The organism is Planococcus sp. CP5-4_YE, from assembly GCF_019042655.1.
Lineage (GTDB): Bacteria > Bacillota > Bacilli > Bacillales_A > Planococcaceae > Planococcus.
The window spans coordinates 184,213-202,929 of the sequence record NZ_JAHPZO010000006.1 but is presented as its reverse complement, the minus strand read 5'-3'; the positions used below and the strand labels follow the sequence as shown (position 1 = coordinate 202,929).

General features: G+C 47.6%; 17 protein-coding genes. 13 read left to right on the top strand and 4 right to left on the bottom strand.

From position 1 onward, the window contains the following. Positions 1–180: 180 nt before the first annotated feature. Positions 181–462, top strand: coding sequence for a hypothetical protein (locus KTG14_RS09940; RefSeq protein ID WP_216970788.1), 282 nt, complete (start codon positions 181–183; stop codon positions 460–462). Positions 463–512: 50 nt separating this feature from the next. On the opposite strand, the gene KTG14_RS09935 is transcribed toward KTG14_RS09940, so the two are convergent. Further along, on the bottom strand, positions 513–1,274 hold the full coding sequence (locus KTG14_RS09935) for an MBL fold metallo-hydrolase (protein WP_216970787.1): 762 nt from the start codon (positions 1,272–1,274) through the stop codon (positions 513–515). Positions 1,275–1,394: 120 nt separating this feature from the next. On the opposite strand from KTG14_RS09935, the gene KTG14_RS09930 reads away from it, so the two are divergent. Then, complete coding sequence (locus KTG14_RS09930) at positions 1,395–1,811, top strand: Lrp/AsnC family transcriptional regulator (protein ID WP_216970786.1); 417 nt, start codon at positions 1,395–1,397, stop codon at positions 1,809–1,811. Positions 1,812–1,851: 40 nt separating this feature from the next. Here KTG14_RS09930 and KTG14_RS09925 read toward each other — a convergent pair whose 3' ends face one another. Further along, positions 1,852–3,252, bottom strand: coding sequence for an LA2681 family HEPN domain-containing protein (locus KTG14_RS09925; protein WP_216970785.1), 1,401 nt, complete (start codon positions 3,250–3,252; stop codon positions 1,852–1,854). Positions 3,253–3,383: 131 nt separating this feature from the next. Here KTG14_RS09925 and KTG14_RS09920 point away from each other — a divergent pair, with 131 nt between their 5' ends. The 9 genes from KTG14_RS09920 (at position 3,384) to KTG14_RS09880 (ending at position 13,964) form a co-directional block, all read left to right on the top strand. Further along, positions 3,384–3,713 carry a hypothetical protein gene (locus KTG14_RS09920; RefSeq protein WP_216970784.1) on the top strand — a complete coding sequence of 110 codons (330 nt, stop codon included), beginning with the start codon at positions 3,384–3,386 and terminating at the stop codon, positions 3,711–3,713. A gap of 318 nt (positions 3,714–4,031) precedes the next feature. Then, positions 4,032–6,119 (top strand): putative bifunctional diguanylate cyclase/phosphodiesterase, encoded by a 2,088-nt coding sequence (locus KTG14_RS09915; protein WP_216970783.1) that lies wholly within the window; start codon positions 4,032–4,034, stop codon positions 6,117–6,119. A 501-nt stretch (positions 6,120–6,620) separates the two neighbouring features. After that, positions 6,621–7,673: a GNAT family N-acetyltransferase gene (locus tag KTG14_RS09910; protein WP_216970782.1), complete on the top strand. Its 1,053-nt coding sequence runs from the start codon at positions 6,621–6,623 to the stop codon at positions 7,671–7,673. Positions 7,674–7,717: 44 nt separating this feature from the next. Beyond that, positions 7,718–8,305 (top strand): GNAT family N-acetyltransferase, encoded by a 588-nt coding sequence (locus KTG14_RS09905; RefSeq protein WP_216970781.1) that lies wholly within the window; start codon positions 7,718–7,720, stop codon positions 8,303–8,305. A gap of 29 nt (positions 8,306–8,334) precedes the next feature. Continuing rightward, complete coding sequence (locus KTG14_RS09900; RefSeq protein WP_216970780.1) at positions 8,335–9,108, top strand: SDR family NAD(P)-dependent oxidoreductase; 774 nt, start codon at positions 8,335–8,337, stop codon at positions 9,106–9,108. Positions 9,109–9,297: 189 nt separating this feature from the next. Beyond that, a complete protein-coding gene (locus KTG14_RS09895; RefSeq protein WP_216970779.1) occupies positions 9,298–9,477 on the top strand; it encodes a hypothetical protein in 180 nt (59 codons plus the stop codon). After that, positions 9,474–10,886 (top strand): amidase, encoded by a 1,413-nt coding sequence (locus KTG14_RS09890; protein ID WP_216970778.1) that lies wholly within the window; start codon positions 9,474–9,476, stop codon positions 10,884–10,886. The genes KTG14_RS09895 and KTG14_RS09890 overlap by 4 nt, the downstream gene beginning before the upstream one ends. A gap of 137 nt (positions 10,887–11,023) precedes the next feature. Then, positions 11,024–12,547 carry a right-handed parallel beta-helix repeat-containing protein gene (locus tag KTG14_RS09885; RefSeq protein ID WP_216970777.1) on the top strand — a complete coding sequence of 508 codons (1,524 nt, stop codon included), beginning with the start codon at positions 11,024–11,026 and terminating at the stop codon, positions 12,545–12,547. A 148-nt stretch (positions 12,548–12,695) separates the two neighbouring features. Further along, entirely contained in the window at positions 12,696–13,964 is a 1,269-nt protein-coding gene (locus tag KTG14_RS09880; RefSeq protein ID WP_216970776.1) for an ATP-grasp domain-containing protein, read from the top strand. 101 nt (positions 13,965–14,065) lie between these two features. Here the strand turns inward: KTG14_RS09880 and KTG14_RS09875 are convergent, their stop codons facing one another. Beyond that, positions 14,066–15,055, bottom strand: coding sequence for a GNAT family N-acetyltransferase (locus KTG14_RS09875; RefSeq protein ID WP_216970775.1), 990 nt, complete (start codon positions 15,053–15,055; stop codon positions 14,066–14,068). Between the two features lie 244 nt (positions 15,056–15,299). On the opposite strand from KTG14_RS09875, the gene KTG14_RS09870 reads away from it, so the two are divergent. Next, positions 15,300–16,553 carry an ATP-grasp domain-containing protein gene (locus KTG14_RS09870; RefSeq protein ID WP_216970774.1) on the top strand — a complete coding sequence of 418 codons (1,254 nt, stop codon included), beginning with the start codon at positions 15,300–15,302 and terminating at the stop codon, positions 16,551–16,553. A gap of 373 nt (positions 16,554–16,926) precedes the next feature. On the opposite strand, the gene KTG14_RS09865 is transcribed toward KTG14_RS09870, so the two are convergent. Then, positions 16,927–17,409, bottom strand: coding sequence for an antibiotic biosynthesis monooxygenase family protein (locus KTG14_RS09865; RefSeq protein ID WP_216970773.1), 483 nt, complete (start codon positions 17,407–17,409; stop codon positions 16,927–16,929). Positions 17,410–17,683: 274 nt separating this feature from the next. On the opposite strand from KTG14_RS09865, the gene KTG14_RS09860 reads away from it, so the two are divergent. Next, positions 17,684–18,691 carry a GNAT family N-acetyltransferase gene (locus KTG14_RS09860; protein WP_216970772.1) on the top strand — a complete coding sequence of 336 codons (1,008 nt, stop codon included), beginning with the start codon at positions 17,684–17,686 and terminating at the stop codon, positions 18,689–18,691. Positions 18,692–18,717 lie beyond the last annotated feature (26 nt).

Sequence of the window (18,717 nt, the reverse complement as noted above, 5' to 3'; positions counted from 1 at the left end):
ATGTGCCGCAAAAAGCGCGTCACATTTGTCTCGCCAGTCCCACTCAGTCCCCCAGGCGTCACCGCCATCCGCTTCATCTCCAGTTTTAGAGAAGAAAATAAATTCAACATCACCATTAACTCATCTTCAATAAGAATTTAACACCCAGGATAGAAAAAGTAGTTTAGAGGGGGAGAGTTTATGAAGACAATCGCGGGTTTTGTTTTTTTGATGGGGATCATTCTGTTTTTCGCGGATACGGAAGTGCTCGCGCCTTTGGGAGGATTTGCGGTTTATTTCATCGTCGGCGGCTTGGTGATGTTGGCCATTGCGCAGCTTGCGGGGAATCGTGAGAAGAATTGGCGGTGCAGGATCGGGTTTCATGATTTCGAGCGCAAGGAGCGGGTCGAAGAAGTTCCGGCTATGCGCTGGTATCGCTGCAAACGTTGCGGCAAGGAAAAGCGTGCGGCATCAATCGTCTAATCCTTTAGATAGAAAAAAGCCAGGAACCTGAATTCCTGGCTTTTTGATGATTAGAATTCGAATGCTTCGCCATCTTGCGGGACGTGCAGTTTATCGGAGAAGCCATGCTCAACCGCAAAAATTTTCAGTTCTTCACGGGACAAGGCCCAGTGGTTGACGGCTTCCATATGGCTCGCGATCAATGTCGCTTGCGGCGCCGCTTTGTGCGTTTGTAGGACGTCTTCTTTGTCCATGACGAGCGAGCCGCCTTCAGTGAATTGATTGTCGCCGGCGTTTAGGACAATGACTTCCGGCTGGTGCGCATCGATTTCTTGTTGGACGCCTTCATACCAAACGGTGTCGCCTGCGATATAAAGCGTTTTTTCATCCTCGTGTTGGAAGACAACGCCGCACACAAGCCCGGTCATTTTGAGGATTTCACCACGGCCGTGCTCGCCTTGTGTCTTGATTAGGGAAATGCCTTCGTAGCTCGTATCTTCACCGAGGACGTTGACATTTGTGAAGCCGTCGTTGCGGAGCACTTGTGCATCTTCCTCGTTTTGGCTGAAGAGCGGCAAGTGTTTTGGCAAGAATTCTTTGGCAGCTTCATCGTAATGATCCATATGAAGATGCGTGATGATGAGTGCATCGATGCCATCGATGAGCTGTTCTTTCGGAATCGGTAATTCCTCCAAAGGGTTGTTTTGATCTTGGCGTGCGGAATTCGGGAATGGCGGATAGCTTCCTTTGTCGCCGAGAAACGGGTCGACGAGGAAATGCTTGCCTGCGTATTGGATGCGTAAAGTAGCATTGCGGATCTGTTCGATTTTCATGATTCAAACTCCTTTCGTGAGGTGTGACCCTAGTATATACTGAAATTCACCATAAAGACGATGGCCTCGTGAAGGTCTTTTGGCGTTTTCACTTGATTAATGAAAGGAATTGACCTAGCAATGGATCCGACAGATCACCTTATCTTGCGTGAACTTTCCCGCAATGGCCGCATGACCATGAAGGAGCTTGGCGAAAAAGTGCATTTGACTGGGCAAGCGACCGCCGCGCGCGTCTCGAAGTTGGAGGAAGCGGGAATTATCGACGGCTATACAATCCGTGTGCCGAAAGAAAAAATCGGTTGTCCTGTGCATGCTTTCGTCACGGCCATTATGAACGAACCACGGCACCAAAAGTTTCTCGACCACTTGGATAGTCGGCCGGACACCGTCAGCCGTTATTTTAAGACCAGCGGGGAAGGTTGTTATTTGATCGAATGCCATTTTCCAACGCATCAGGAATTGGATGGTTTCCTCAACGACATCAGTGAGTTTGCGAGCTATAAAGTCGCTATCGCTATCCAGCAATACGGACAATAAAAAAGCCGTGCAGTTTTTGCTGCACGGCTTTTTTATTTAGTTATTTCTTGCCAATCGCCAAAGCGAACTGCAAGTACATCATGCCATTGCGTGCTTTTTGGCACATGGCGAGCGTCATGCGCTCAAGTTCTGCTTCTGTAATGTGGTGGCTTTGTGCGCGGGCATTGTCCTTATCGAAAGGCTCCGCTTTTTCGACTACTTGCAAATAACTATTGTCGATACGGTTGCGAATATGCAGGGCTTTTTTCACGAACAGGCTTTGTTCGTCCGATTTCTCATAGCCGTACACTTCTTTCGACTGCCAGTAGAGGGCTTTCAAAGCATCGTTTTTCGTGTTTTGGACAAATGGCTTGAGCGGTTTTTTCAAGTCTTCTTCCTCGAACCAAATGCGCTGGAAATTGACGCGTGGCTCTTCGACGCCGAGCTGCATGGTCTGGTTCAATAACAGTGCCATTTTGTCGAATAGACCATAGGCCTGGCGGTAGACTTGCTTCAAATCTTCATTGCGTTTTGTGTAGCGCGTATTGTCGCCGTCCATCTTGTGGTCGTCTGTGACTTTTTCGCTATTCAATGCGAGGTAGAGCGAACGGCGCATCGCAGTGAATTCATGCGTCAATGAGTCCAGGAAATTGCCGAGGAACGCGTTGTTTTGAATGCGCAGTGGAAGATCGCGCTTCGTCATCGTATCTGGCTCGATATCGTTGCCGCTATTGAGGAACAATTGCTGCTCTGCGCACCAGTTGAGATAGTGTTGTTCCTCCGCAGTCGGTTCTGGCTGCTGGGCGAGTTTCACTGGATCCACATCGCCGAGCTGGTCGATCATGTTCTCGGCAAGCTTAATACGTTCATCGTATAGGGCTTGGCCTTTTTCATCTTTAATTTCGGTTTTTGCCGTCTTGAATAAATCAAGCGCTTTTTCAAGTGCGCCGAGGCGCTCCGCTTTGACCGGCAGGAAAGTTGAATAGAAAATCAAGGTCCAGCCGAATTCCCCGTTCAGCCGCTGGTAAGACGGATCGTTTTCATCTTTGGCCATTTCTTTCAGCACGGCCTGCGCATCAATTGAGCGCCCAGTGTGGACAAGCGTTTCCGCATAGTTCAGGCACACCTGGTTCCAGACATTCGACGGAATGCGCCCGCGGTACGATTCGATCGTATTATCGTATAGATACAATTGGCGTTGTTTCAAGTCGGAGTTCCAATCTTTTTTCAGCTGGTGCTGGATCGATAGATAACTGGTCTCAAGCAGCACGGCGAGCGGATATGCTGCTTTCCCTTGCAAGCGCTCCTTTAAATGATTGATCATGGCATTGATGCGGCCAGGGAAAGCTTCGGCTTTCGCTTGTTGCATTTCCTGCAGGAGCTGGTGGGTCGCCCCGTAAATTTCTTTTATTTCAAATTGCCCTAAATCATCGGCTAGAGCGATGTCGCTTAAAGTTGCCATCCTAGTTCCTCCTTGATGCGTTTTGATGTGTCTCTCTCTATTCTAAGGGAAAAATGTCTATTGGTCACCCCACGGCAGGAAATTGGCAGAAAATATGGAATATAGGAGACAATGCGAAAGGGGGAAAGGGCATGGCTGAATCCAAGGAGCCGTTCATCTGGCTGCCGGTTATCGAAGAAGAACAAGCAACTGATATAAAGGCTCAAAAAAGCGGCGTGAACAGTAAAGAATTCAAGATGGCATCCGCAATTGAAAGCCGCGAGCATGCGCCAATTTCTAGGGACAAGCTGGAAGAGATGGTGCGCGGATTTGAAGGGTATGAGGTGGAGACGATTGAATTGAACGTGGTGGGGGCAGTGGAGACCGGTGGCTTATTGCAGTTCATTGTCGCCGGCAAAGCGGAAGCTGGGATGACGGTGACGTTGAAAAAGAAAGGACGCGGTGGAAAACCGGCAGAATAATGGACATTGGGAGGCGGCGCTGAAATGGCGTCGTTTTTTAATTTCTTAAAAGAACTAAATGACCATGAAATAGGAGAATTGGCATTGAAAAGTGAATAATTGTTAATTTTATGAGATATCAGCAGGCATTAAGGTCTATGTGAAAAGGAGGGAAACGAAGGTATAATGTTTACTATATTCCAGAAAAAAGAGCTTTATGAATCACTATTAATTTTAATGTGTAAGTAAAAAGTCCTTCAAATGATTTGTTTATTTCTGTAATAATAAAATAGTTAGCTAAATAATATTTTTTCGGTTTGCCAAGTCAGGAGGTTTGCCATGGCTATGTTCCCACATATCAGTTTAATCTTTTTATCCATCATCGTTTCCATAGCGACGAGCTACACCGTGTTGATCCTGATTGAATACGTAAGCAAGCGGGAAAAGGCCATTAATCCCCGCTCCAATCTGCTTGCGGTGCTGGCATTGGGCAGTGGCTTTTTTGGCATACAAGTGATCGGCATTCTGACCTTTATGGCGGAATACCAGTTCACGCCGCGCTATTGGCTGCTTGCCCTTGCGCTGATTACAGCATGCGTATTGGCAGTCTATGTCTTGAAAATCCTGCCAAAAGGCATCAACAACCGCAGTGACATGGCGAAACGGGTTCTTGTCACGGCATTTTTTATGAAAGTAGTCCATTTTCTTGGGTTATCGGGCGTTTTGGACGTCGGGTATTGGGCAATTTCACCAGGCTATTATGTATTGTCGGCAATTACGGTACTGGGAATAAGTTACTTCAGCTTCCGCTTCGTAATGAAGACCAATGCGACGCAAGTGACTGAGAAACAGCGGCTTAAAAACGCCACTGTTTTAGGATTCGTGCTCACTTTGCTTTATTACACTTCAACAAAAACCTTCTATTCTAATATGGCTCTTCCGGAAGCAACAGCTGATGGCATGGGGGCTATTGCGGTGGCTGTTTTTGTCGCTTCGATTGTCGCCTTACTGCTGTTGTCTGTAGCGAATCTGGCTCTCGTCGATTTGCATGCGCTGGAAACTGAGAGCGGGCTGCTGCAGCAAGTGAAAGCGAGCGAAAGCCGATTTCGTGCGCTCGCGTATACCGACCAGCTGACAGGTGTTCCGAACCGTCATTGGTTTTTTGCCCATTTCCGGGAGTTGATGGATTCATCAGACGGCAAAGTGGAGTCGATCGGCGTGGTGCTTCTTGATTTTGATGATTTTAAGTCGATCAATGAATTGACCGGCCATGATGGTGGGGACGAGTTCCTGAAAAAAGTCGTCGAGCGCTTGAAATTGGTGCTGCCGACCACCATTTCGCTCGCCAGGCTTGGTGGGGACGAGTTTGTCTTTGCAGTGCCTAATGCAAAAAAACCGTATCTCGAGCGGCTTTGCCAAAATATTTTGCTCATTATGGAAGAGCCGATACAAATCGGGGAGCGGAGGCTGGCTTCTGGCATCAGTCTGGGCATCAGCTGCCAAAAAATTATAGATCTTAACGAGGAGAGTTTGATCAAGCAGGCAGACTTGGCGCTGTTCATGGCAAAAAGCTCTGGCAAAGAGAGCTATGAATTCTTTTCCCCGGATCTTCTGGATAGCTCAATCCGTAAGCAGGAAATAACGTCGGCGCTGCAGCAGGCTTTGGTGAACGGAGAATTTTCGGTTCATTATCAGCCGCAAGTCGAATTGATGAACGGGCGAGTCATCGGTTTCGAGGCCTTGCTGCGCTGGAATTCAGCGCTGGGTGCCGTTCCGCCATCTGAATTCATCCCCGTCGCTGAAGAATGCGGCGCGATCCATTCAATCGGTGAATGGGTGCTGCGTGAAGCCTGCCAGCAATTGAATGCGTGGCGCCGGGAAGGTCGGCCAGATATCCATGTATCGGTCAATGTCTCGGCCAAGCAATTCCTCGATCCGGAGTTTGCCGAGAAAGTGGCGCGCATTTTAATCGCAACCAACGTGCCTGCCGAATGTGTGGAAATTGAAATCACCGAAAGCGTCATGATCGACCTCAATACCGCCGCCGCATTGGTCGAAGAACTGCAGGCACTCGGCGTCAAGCTGGCGATCGATGATTTCGGTACGGGATATTCATCGCTTAATGCGGTCAAGAACATCCAGATCGACACTTTGAAGATCGATAAGTCACTGGTTGACGAAGTGCTCGGCAGCGACCGCAGCATGGCGATCCTGGCGACCATTATCGAACTCGGGAAAAACTTGGGGGCGGATGTTGTCGTGGAAGGGCTTGAGACGCTCGAACAAGTCACCTTGATGCGGCAATACGAAGTCATCGGTCAAGGCTATTATTTCAGCCGACCGCTTCCGGCCGATAAAGCGGCAAGGGTGTGGGACAAGTATCTCGAGCAGCCAGACGGACTGTTTCATGCACCGATCTTATATTGAATGTTTAAAGACGTAGGGATGAGCTGCGTCTTTTTTGTTTTGGATGAAGATAGCGGGATTTTATTATGTAATAGTTCTGATGCTTCTGTTCGGGCTTCATTTTGTTATTCGCCTCCGTGCTTTGGGTTGAGCACCCGGTAGATGGCGGTGTGAGGCCGAAATAAATACGAATCCAGTTACCAAAAGACGCAACAGTTGCTGCGTCTTTTTTTATGCGGAAAATATTAGGCAAACTTAATCTGCGAGGAGTTTTTTTGAACTTTGTAGGATTTCCTGCCTTAACTGTCGTGACTTAAGATATTCACTTGCGACCTTGATTATTAACGAAAGTTGATTCTCTATTCAGCGTTTTAAAGAAGGGATACCGAATCAATTTATTTTTAATACAGTCATAAAAATGCTTCTAAATAGAAAGTTTAACTAGTGTTTAACCTTGCGGATGAATAATGCTGATAGAGAAAGAATACCGATATCAAATTCTGATGAATGGGGGCTGAAGAGATGACGATGGACATTCGAGTGCCCAGCATGGCCATTATTGAAACGAAAGAGCTTTGGAACCAGACGGTGAATGACTTTGCTGTCCAGGATGTTTACTATACGTATGAATACAACGAATGGAATGCCAAAAAAGAAAAAGGAAATGCCAAACTGGTGCATTTTCAAAATAGTCTAGGCAGCGTGATTTACCCTTTTATCGTCAGAAAAATTGATTTTGAGTTTGCTGGACAGCCTATCTACGATATAACATCGGCTTATGGTTATGGAGGGCCTTTGATTTCGGGGGACCCCGGAGTAGTCGAGGAATTTGGCCAACTATTCGAAGAGTACTGTAAAAGCACTAATATCGTATCTGAGATTGTGCGCATGCATCCCCTGCTGGAAAATGCCCATTACTTGGATGGCTATTGTACCTTGCAATACATCCGGAAAACGACAGCAGTAGATCTTGCAGGTGAACTTTCGGCGATTCAACAGCGGTATAGTCATATGACGAAGCGGAATATCAAAAAGGCTTATTCCTATCATCTTTATTGCCGGGAAGTTGAAAAAAACGAGAAACATATCGGCTTGTTCCTTAAACTTTATAACGAAACGATGCAGAGAAAATCGGCTGCAAGTAATTATTATTTCAGTCCAGCCCTACTTGAAAACCAATTGGCAGATACGCCCATTTCTAAATCACATTTATTGTTTGTTTACCATGGAGAGCAAGTAATTGCAGCAGCGATATTATTCACGGCCAAGCGTTTTGCCCATTACCATTTGGGAGCATCTGATGAAAGGTATTTGAGTTTGCGGCCGAATAACTTGTTATTCGATTTCATGGTAGCTTTTTCAAAGGGAAAAGGCTGCGAAATACTGCATTTGGGAGGGGGATGTCAAGAAGGGGATTCTTTATTCGAGTATAAATCGTCGTTTACCAATCAAAACAATTATGACTATTATTTAGGGACCAATATTTACAATGATTCTTTGTATGAGGAGCTCACCAAATTGAATAGCTGCAGTTTAGGGGGAAGAGGTTTTTTTCCTTCATATCGAAAACCTTAACAAGCTATAGCGCTGCTCCACCTTATATTGAGGGAGTGATTTCAATGAATATTCATGGAAAAAAAGTCATCTTGCGCGCTCTGGAAAAATCCGATATGGAGAGTTTGAGAAGTTTTCATAACGATCCGGCTATCGGCCAATTGCTGGGGGGCTGGTCACATCCAATCTCATCAGAGCAGCAAAACGAATGGTTTCATCGGCAAGCGCTCGATACGCATAATTTGCGCTTTGCGATCGATAAGCAAGAAGATGGTTTTATCGGAATTTCAACAATCACGAACATCGATCTGAAAAACCGTTCGGCTTATCATGGCATCATTATCGGCAAAAAGAACATGCAAGGCCATGGCTATGGGCGTGATACCGTCATGACCACTATGAAATACGCGTTTGAAGAGCTTCAATTGCATCGGTTGGATGGAGATATTGTGGAGCATAATATGCCATCCTACAATCTGTTTATCCAAAAATGCGGATGGAAAGAAGAAGGCAGAATCCGGGAGCATGCATATCGCAATAATCGCTATTACGACCGAATCATCGTAGGCATTTTAAAGAAAGAATATGAAGAGCTGTGCGAACAACAGGATTATTGGAACCGTCAATCAGCTGAATCGCTTAACAGTCTCTAAGGCGTATAAAAAGAGGGAGGAGGGCATCCATGAACCGAAAGCTGGAGGGAAAAGTGGCGGTGATCACTGGAGCGGCTGGTGTCTTGGGCGCTGCCATAGCAGAGCAATTCGCAAGTGAAGGCGCTAAAGTCGCACTTGTCGATTTGAATCAACAAGCATTGGATAAGTTGGTGCACCGCTTCGACGATCGGGAAAATGTAATGGGCTTGGTGGCTGACGTCAGTAAAGAACATGATGTCCAGCAGTATGTGAAGCAAGTGGTGGAACGGTGGGGACGTATCGATATTTTCATGAACAATGCAGGCATTATCGGAAAGACAGCTTTTCTCACAGAGCAAACGACAGCGGATTTTGACGCGATGATGAACTTGAATGTGCGCGGTGTGTTTCTCGGGCTTAAATATGTTCTTCCCGTTATGACAGCCCAACAATATGGCAGCATCATCAACACCTCCTCTGTGTCGGGCCTGATGGGAAGCAGTGGCAATTCGCTTTATTCGGCGGCGAAGCATGCAGTTGTCGGTTTGACCAAGACAGCTGCCTTGGAAGTGGCGAAGGATTCTGTCAGGGTGAATTCAATCCACCCTGCACCCCTCACATCGAGCATGATGGAAACCATTGAGCAATCGATAAATAAGGGCGATCCTGCCCGGGTCAGGCAAACCATCTCTTCGCGAATTCCGTTAGGGCGTTACGGGCAAGCGGAAGAGGTCGCGAAACTTGTGATGTTCTTGGCTAGTGACGACTCGAGCTTCATTACGGGAAGCCAATATCGAATAGACGGAGGCATGGGGGCGCGGTAAAGCTATAATCACGGGGTACTGGGAATGGATAGATAAAAAAAGAGATCAGCTGACAGGCGATAAGACTGCCAGCTTTTCTAACGGGATTTTTTTGAAGGAATATTCTGTTAATTTAGACGTGCGAGTGGTAAACTGTCGGTAATCATCAGGACCTGCACCTCAGAAAAAATTCAGGAATGGGGGATTCATGTGGCGTTCGACATTCACGAAGTTTTGGAGAGGAAAGGCATTCATGTTCCGGATCATCACAAGGAAATGCTCACTGGGCAGATGGCAGGATTTGAAGAGTTGCGCAAAACGGTGGATCAGGAACAGTTGAAAGACCTGGATATGGCCTTGACGCATATTCCGGGAGGTGTGCAGAAATGAGCAACGACCTTGCACAGAAATCCATCGGTGAACTGGCGCCGCTCATTCAGTCCAAGCAAGTGTCGCCTGTCGAGTTGACAGAACAGGTATTGGCGAACGTTGATTTATACAATGGGGAAATCAATGCGTATATTACCGTGCAGAAAGAACAAGCGTTGGAAGCTGCCAAGCAGGCTGAACAGGAAATCCAAAGCGGCAACTACCGCGGTGCGCTTCATGGGATCCCAATGGCGCTAAAAGATATTCTTTATTTCAAAGATGAAAAGGCAACTATGGGCTCGAGTATCCACCGTGAATTTGTGGCGGATTTCGATGCGACAGTCGTCTCGAAATTGAAGATGTCAGGCGTAACGTTTACCGGCAAACTCAATATGCATGAGTATGCCTGGGGGGCGACGACGACCAATCCGCATTTCGGACCATGCAAAAATCCGTGGGACTTGGCGAAGATTCCGGGAGGCTCAAGCGGCGGATCGGGTGCAGCGGTGGCGTCACATATGTCGATTGCGTCACTCGGTACGGATACGGGCGGATCGATTCGCATACCGGCGTCAAGCTGCGGCATTATCGGGCTCAAGCCAACGCACGGGCGCATTTCGAAGTACGGCTGCTTCCCGCTTGCGTGGTCGCTTGATCATATTGGGCCAATGACGAAGACGGTTTACGATGCGGCATTGCTATTGGAATTATTGAGCGGCTACGACCCGAAAGACCCGACATCGATCGACCGCCCGGCAAAGAATTTCTCGGGGCTATTGGAAAGCGAAGCGAAAAATCTGGTCATCGGCATCGAGGAAGAGTATTTCTTTAAAAACGTTGATAGCCGTGTGGACGTACAAGTGCGGCTTGTGTTGAAACAGCTAGAAGATACGGGAGCGGTCATCAAGCCTATCAGTATTCCATCCTTGAAGCAGGCAGAGTTTGCTGAGCTCGTGACGATCACGACAGAAGCGAGCGCTGTGCATCATGCGAATCTATTGAAATCACCGGAGAAATTCGGCGAAGATGTGCGCTTTTTGCTGGAAGTCGGCGAATTGATGAGCGGCGTCGATTATGTTCAGTCCCAGCAAATCCGTCGGAAACTCGATGTGGAATTTGCTGCGGCGTTTGAAAGCGTCGATGTGCTGATCAGTCCGACTTTGCCGTTCCTGTCGCCGCCGATCGGTTCGCAAACAGTGGATGTTAACGGCCAGGAATTGAGCTTCCTCGATGAAGTGATCCGCTTTACGGGACCTGGAAATCTAACCGGATTGCCGGCACTCAGCATTCCAGTGGGCGTTAAAGATGGTTTGCCAGTAGGATTGCAGATCATGGGTCCGGCATTCGAAGAAGAAAAAGTGCTCCAGGCCGCGGCGCTTATCGAAGGCATGGAATTGATGAAAGGCCATGCGCCGACGCTCGGAAAATAAACTGATTCACGAACAGCTCCCGCAGCAGAAATCTGGCTTTGGGGAGCTGTTTTCATGTGAAAATATTTAACCGATTTTTAACAATTAGCAGGTAAAATCGTCGTACGACATTCAATAAGCAAAGGGGCGGCCAAATTATGGCATTTTGGAAAAAACCGAGGGAGAAGGAATTGCTTCCACGCAATAAAGAGGATATTGTCCGCGAAATGTGGAGTCCCAAAAAAACGGCAGATCAATTATTCAATGTGAAATCATACGGGGCAATCGGCGACGGCAAAGTCGATGACCGCAAAGCGCTGCAAAAAGCGATCGACGCCGCATATGGCACAAGCAAAGGCGGCAATCTATTTTTTCCGCCGGGCTTGTATCGTATTAGCGGCCCCATCGAAGTGCCGGAATGGGGCATGGATGCAGCTGTTTCGTGGATCGGCCATAGTTCGGAGACGACGCGCATCGCACCGTCCGAACCGATGGATTATTTGGTGCGCATGCGCGGTGGCAGCGGTTCGGTTAAGGGCATCCAGTTCATGGGGACCGATCCCGAAAACGGCTATGTACAGCTTGTGAAAGTATGTATGGTGGCAAGTGAAATCCGCGACAAGTTATTTTCAGGCGCTGCGTTTATGTGGGGGTCTGTCCATGGCTTGCAGATTCTAGAAGAAGGCAATAATAATTTATGCGTGTTCGATCGGCTGTGCCAGTTTTCACAAAACGGCTCGGTCATCGAAGGGAGCGGGGCATCCGGAAGAGGAACGAATGTGTCATTCATGAAACTTGACCCTGCCGCCCGCGACGTCCATGTCGGCGCTTATTTCAAAGTGGGTTCCGGAGAAGGGTCTGTCTACCACATCGACGAAGTCGGCACGGGCAGCATTACCGTGTCGCCGCCTTTGAAAGAGGCCATTTCACCGGGAACGCCGTATAAAATCCATCTCGGCTGCGGGTTGCAGACGGACCGCGGCAGCGATAATAATGTCTACGGGATTTACGATTGCCATTTTGTCGGCAATGCAGCGACGGGCCTGATGGTGCGCGGTCTTTACGGCCATCATATCCAAGGCGGCAATTTCGATTCGAACGGCATCGCGGGCATCCATATCGGCAGCGGCGCGATCAATACGACGCCTGCGTATTCCGGCAGCATCAACCATAGCTATTTTGAGAACAACGGCTATGCGAATGTCTTGCTTGATTATGCAGCAGGGCTCAGCATCATCGAGCCGCTGCTCGCGAAACCGCGCGATGGCATGGGAGATGGCCTTGCCTCGATCACTTCTTTATATAATGAAGAATACCAATACGACACGACGAGCATTCTTTACAACGGCCGGCTGCATCAATATGTGCCTGAGGGCGGCCGCTCGCCGATCGACATGAAAGACGAGCCGCGCATGACGGTCAATAGAAAAAACGGCGCGTCTGAAGTTGAAATCGTTAAGCTTCCGCCAGCGCCGACCCATAAATTCAGCGAAGAAGTGGAAATCTTCATCGAACATAGCGGCGGACAGGAAGTTCGGCTCGTCTGTGATAATGCTAAGGTCAATAACCGTCCGGGAAGTGAAGGGGTACTGGCCCCTGCAGGAATCGGCTATAAAATTACCGCCTATTACAATCGAAGTGACAGCAGCTGGATGGTCTCGCATACGACACCTTTAAGCTGAAAAGGATTTTATACCTGAATTTTCAGATTTTTATTGACGTTTTTGTTTTTAATTGGTATTTTTGTATTACGCTTATAAAATTATTTAGTTATTTTGAATTAGAGATTATACTATATGCGCACGATTTCTGCGAAGTGGAGGGGTTTAGATGGATAATAAAAGAATTTTAATCCTGGGCGGCACATTCCATATGGTCAATGTGGTGGAAACAGCCAAACGCATGGGCTACTACACGATCGTTACCGATAATATGACCGGTTCGCCAGCGAAGAAAATTGCCGACCAGTCATATGACATCAGTACTGCAGATATTCAGAAGCTTGCTGAAATCGGCAGGAAGGAACAAATCGACGGCGTGTTCACTGCTTTTGACGATATCAATACATGGCATGCAGTCGCGCTGTGCAAAACGCTCCACTTGCCGTTTTACGCCACCCCCGCACAACTCGAAATCACTTCGCATAAAGACCGCTTTAAAGACTATTGCCGGACATTCGGTGTCCCGGTCATCGAAGAGTACGAATGTGATCCAAAGCAGGGCCCGAATCTTCCGGTGGTGGAATTCCCGGTCATCGTCAAACCGGTCGATAGCTATGCAAGCAAGGGAATCACGGTGTGCTATGAGGAAGAGGAACTGACAAAGGGGGTCGAAAAGGCAGTCGGGGAATCAAAGTCGGGTAAAATCATGCTCGAGCGGTTTGTTGATTCAGATATCGGCGTCCAGGCGTTCTATACTGCGCGGGATGGCCATCTCGTCCTGACTGCCGTTACGGACCGCTTCACCCATAAGCAATCAAAAGAGCACCCGCCGCTGCCTGTAGCGATGCTGTTTCCTTCACAGCATCAACAGCAATATATCAAAGAAGTCGACCCAGCGGTGCGCAAGATGATACGCAATATAGGCATCGAAAACGGTTTGGTGTTCATTCAGACGATGTATGACGGAGGAAAGATTTATGTATACGAAATGGGCTTCCGCTTTAGCGGCGAGCAGCATTATCATATCATCCACAAGCAGACAGGCGTCCATTTGCTGGAGATGATGCTCGATTTCTCGGTTGGCGGAGATACGGCCAACCATCCTATTGAGCAATTCGACTATGCCCCGATGCCATATCCTTCCGCCAATTTGCCGATTTTACTCGGTCCAGGTACGATCGCAGAAATTCGCGGCTTGGAGGCAGTGAAAGCGATGCCGGAAGTGATTTCCTGTGTCATCAACCGTTCCAAAGGCGAGACGATCGAGCGGACAGGCTCCTATTCGCAAATGTTGGGCCGTTTCAATGTGGTCGCAAATTCACAACAGGCGCTTATAGAAACGATTGAACGGATCTACCGGACGCTCGATATTCGTTCTGAAGACGGCGGCGATATGATCATGGCCCGTTTCCAACCGGCAAAAGTAAATGCTTCCTAATATAAGGCTGAAAGCAGCGAGGCGTGTATCCCGCTGTTTTTTTATGCTTTCAATCGGCACAAAAAAAGCGTCAGGCCCTAAATTCGGGTCCGACGCTTTTTTCATCCTCGGTATAAAGGGAAATGGCCAGTGTTTTCAATGCCAGATTGCAGCCTTTTTAGTTCGGTCAGCCTGCCATACATATCGCTATTACGGATACGTTTGCCGGTCAAGATTTCAAGCGGTTCCGTTTTGGTGAACCGCCGTTTGAAGCGGTAGAGGGCTTCAGTTGAGGCGCCGCCCAAATGAAATTGGGAAAAGCCGAGTTCTTTGCCATAGCGGCACGCTTCCGCCATGATCAATGAATTTCCGGCACAGCGGAAATACTCAGGATCGTTGGCGACCAAATGATAATGCATATAATCACCATGGTGGACAATCAGCGCAGAAGAAACGGTTTTGCCGTCGTATTTCGCATTGAGCAGGAATTGCTTGCCTTCTAGATGCTTGAAGGATTCCTTCAGCATTCCGGGATCGAATAGATAATGATCCGGAAAATCGTTGCGGTCGGCGGTGAGGTCATAGAGCCTGCAAAAATCATCCAATGTGTCCCCTGTAAAATCATATTCGAGCGTCACGCCATTTTTTAGCGCACGGCGCACTTGCTGGCGTGCAGCGGATGAAAATTCATAGTGGAAAGGATCGTCGACCGTCAAATCGATGTACATGACGACGCCACGCATATCAAGACCATAGTGCAGGAAGAAATCTTCTGCATTCTTGACCCAAGAACTGAAGCGGATGTATTCAGAAACGATGCGCTGCTGTTCGCAGAAATCCTGGAATGCTGCATCGAACTCGTCAACCAAGGCTCGACGCTGCCCTTCCTTGGCATCGATAATGACAGGTCCGCTTTGGCCGAACGCGGTAATCGTATCGAACCAGCCTTCTAACAGCGGCACCGGACGTTTGATGAATGGATAGACGATGTGCCCGAGTTCACTTTTCCATTCGAACTGCTGGAATTCCCCTCCCTCATGTGTGGCGTATGCTTCATTCCATTCTGGCGTAAAGAAAATGTCCGGAACCGCTTGTTTGGTAGGAACTGCCATGGCTCTCTGCCTCCTTAAAATAAATGGGATTGTTGCTACTCTCACAGTAGGGTTTTCGGGTTAAAAAGAGGTAAAGCTTTTTAAATAGGAAGAAATTTTATTTTTTTCAGATTTTCAGATTGACAAAACAATATCCCGGTTGGTAAATTTGTTCTACAAACGAAGAAGAAAATCGATTGATTTTGGGCAAACAGAAAAAATTATAGTCTATAATACCCGGAAAAAACTGAAGGGGGTGTTTCCCGTGGAAAAACAAAAAAAGCTGCTCATCCTTGGCGGCATCACGCATATGATCGACGTCGTCGAAACCGCTAAAAACATGGGCCTGTATACAATTGTCACCGATAATAACGAGGAATCGCCCGCGAAGAAAAATGCCGACAAAGCGTACCATATCAGTACTGCTGACATCGACGCCCTGGAAGACATGGCGCGTCACGAACATATCGATGGCGTGTTGACGGCTTTCGACGACATCAACACGTGGAATGCCCAATTATTGACCGACCGGCTTGAATTGCCATTTTATGCGACGAAAGAACATTTGGAAATTAGCTCTAACAAAGACCGGTTCAAGGAATTTTGCCGAAGATTCAATGTGCCGGTCATCGAACAATACGAAAAAGGCGATGGGGTACATGTCCGCTATCCGGTCATTGTTAAACCAGTCGACAGCTACGCCAGCAAAGGCATTACGGTTTGCCAAAACGATGCGGAATTATACGATGCTGTCGAAAAGGCCCGCCGTTTTTCGCGCCACGGCCGCGTACTCGTTGAGCGTTTTATCAATACGAATCACGGCGTCGAAATGTATTACACTTTGCAAAACGGGGAAGTGACCCTATCCGCTGTGACGGACCGCTTTGTCCACAACCAGGGACGGCAAAGCCCGCCGCTGCCGGTCGCCACGATTTACCCATCGAGCCATCTCGCGGAATTCATCGCGCTTCACGACGCCAATATTCGGGAGATGCTAAGAGGGATGGGGCTCAAGAACGGGCTTGTGTTGATTCAATCTCTTTATGATGACGGAGAGTTCTATATTTACGAGATGGGCTATAGATTGAGCGGGGAGCAGCATTACCAGATTGTCAAACGCCAGACCGACGTCAATTTGCTGGAAATGATGATTGATTTCGCGGTCGGGGAAGATATCTCAAGATACGATTTAAGCAATTTCGATGATGGGTTCATGCGCTACCCATCCTGTAATCTATCAGTACTCCTTGGGCCTGGAATCATCCGTGAAATCAATGGCTTGGAAGAAATTCTGGATTTGCCATCAGTAATTTCCTGGGTTCCGACACGTGAAGTGGGAGATGAGATCACAATAACCGGCTCCTATTCACAGATGCTGGGCCGTTTCAATATCGTGTGCCAGACGATAGAAGAGCTGAACGGGACGATCCGCGAGATCAACCGGTCGCTTGAAGTCGTCTCGGAGACCAGCGAAGACATGATACTCGCCCGCTATTTGGCAGAAGAAAAAGTAACTTAAACCGCAGCAGCTGCTGCGGTTTTTCTTTTCTGCTCTATCGCTAAGTTTAGTGTGGAAATGAGATTCAGCTATCATTAAAATTAGCATGAATAGTTTGGACAGCTCTGAATCAACACATTGAATAGACACCAAACATCTTCGTAGCTATCAAGTCCAACTAAGTGCCGCCATCAGCGGATGAAGACAATGAACAGCGACACTTCTTCGCATGCAAAATATAGTGAAATCTATCAGCCGAACTGCGTACAAGGGCTAGCTGACGAAGAAATGTCCAGAGGCATTCCACTCTGCGCACCTGTCTAATTCACTCAAATATATCGATGTAAACATATTTTTCCATAGAAAAAGAGGCTTCCAATTGGAAGCCTCTTTGCTATTTGGAATAAGTGGTGACGAACGACTGGCGCGGAAAGATGTTCGGGCGTTTGTCGATGCCTTCCGAGGTGCCACGTTTTTTATGTGCGTGCGAGTAAGCTTGAGACGACTGCCAAGTGGTGAAGGCGGATTCGTCTTCCCACATAGTGAGGATGACATAGGTATCGGAATCGAGAGGCCGCAAAATGCGGATCGCTGCGAAGCCAGGTTCTTTTTCGACAAGACCGGCACGGTTCTGAAAACGCGATTCGAACAGTTCGCGGCCTTCTTCGGTAACCGGGATGTTGTTAAAAACAGCAAAAGCCCCGTCTTCGAGCCTTCCTTTTTGGTCAAGCACTTCGTAAGCTGCAATCTGATTGTCAGCCGAACCTTGTTGTTCGTTGATGGCTACTGCACCACTGCCACTTGTTAAGACGAACCAGCCTTTGTCTTTCAGCGTATTGGTTTCCTGTTCATTGCCAAGCCATTTATAAAGCTTCATCGGTATGCACCTCTACTTTGTAAGTTCTATATTTCTTATATTAAGTAAATTATTTCATTTTCGCAAAGAATGTTGTCTCCTTTTGGGGCAGTTTTGTCTATATATAAGTCATGAAAAATTTATGAGCTTGTTTAACCTGTCTTTAACCTGGGGCTTTTAGGATAGGTGCTAATCAAGGGTTTCAGATGGAAAGGAGTGCATGCGATGGCTATAGCTCCATCAGGTATTGGGGAGAACAAATCCGCAACTTACAACGAGAAGGAAGGAAAAGACTATGGGGGATCTGTATTTCGATGAACGGTATGGCAAGTTATACGAAGAAGTCGAAAAAGGCGTGTGCCAAGTATTCAACTTTAATCATCCACTTGGGCGCGTTCGGCATATGTTCATCAAGCGAGAGATTCCTATCCTGCTCGGGTCTGTCCGTTATTTCGATATTGTTACGCCCTATGGATATGGCGGTCCGGTAATGACAGGATGTGCACCAGAACATCGGGGTGAGCTGGAAGAAGCGTTTGCTGAAGCGTTTGCCGCTTATTGTGAAGCAGAGGGAATTGTAAGTGAATTTATCCGTTTCCATCCCGTAATGGGAAATGCCTTCGATTTTGAAAAGAGCTACGAAGTGCGCTATTTGCGTGATACGGTCGGAACGTCGATTGCGGCTTATGACGATCCGGTGCAAGCGGAATTCAGCGCTTCCGCCCGTAAGAATATCCGCAAGGCACTGCGTACTGGCGTTGAATTTCGGGTGACACACGGGCCGAAGGATTTGAGGGAGTTCCAGCGGATTTATTTTGCAACGATGGACCGCAATCATGCCGATTCGTTTTATTACTTCAATGAGAAGTATTTTACCCAATTGCTCGAATCGTTCGGAGAGCGCCTATTGCTAGTTGAAGCGCTTTTTGAAGACGAAGTGATTGGCATGGAACTTCAATTCGTCTACAACGATTTGATTCATACACATTTGTCCGGAACGTATGAAGCATTCCATCATCTGTCTCCAGTTTATATCATGCAGTATGCCACTGTACTATGGGCAAAAGAACACGGCATCAGCCTCATTCATGGAGGGGGAGGGCGGAGCAATAGCCCTGATGATAACCTGCTTCGTTTCAAACAGCAGTTTGCCCGCCAAACAAGCTTTTCGTTTTATAGTGGGCAAAAAATATGGAACGAAGAAGTTTATAGAAAACTATGCAATGAAGCAAACACTACCGTTACGAATGAGTTTTTTCCTGCTTACCGGAAACGGCCCGCAAAAGAGACGAGCGAAGTTTAATAGAGAGAAAGCAGAGGGGGAGCACA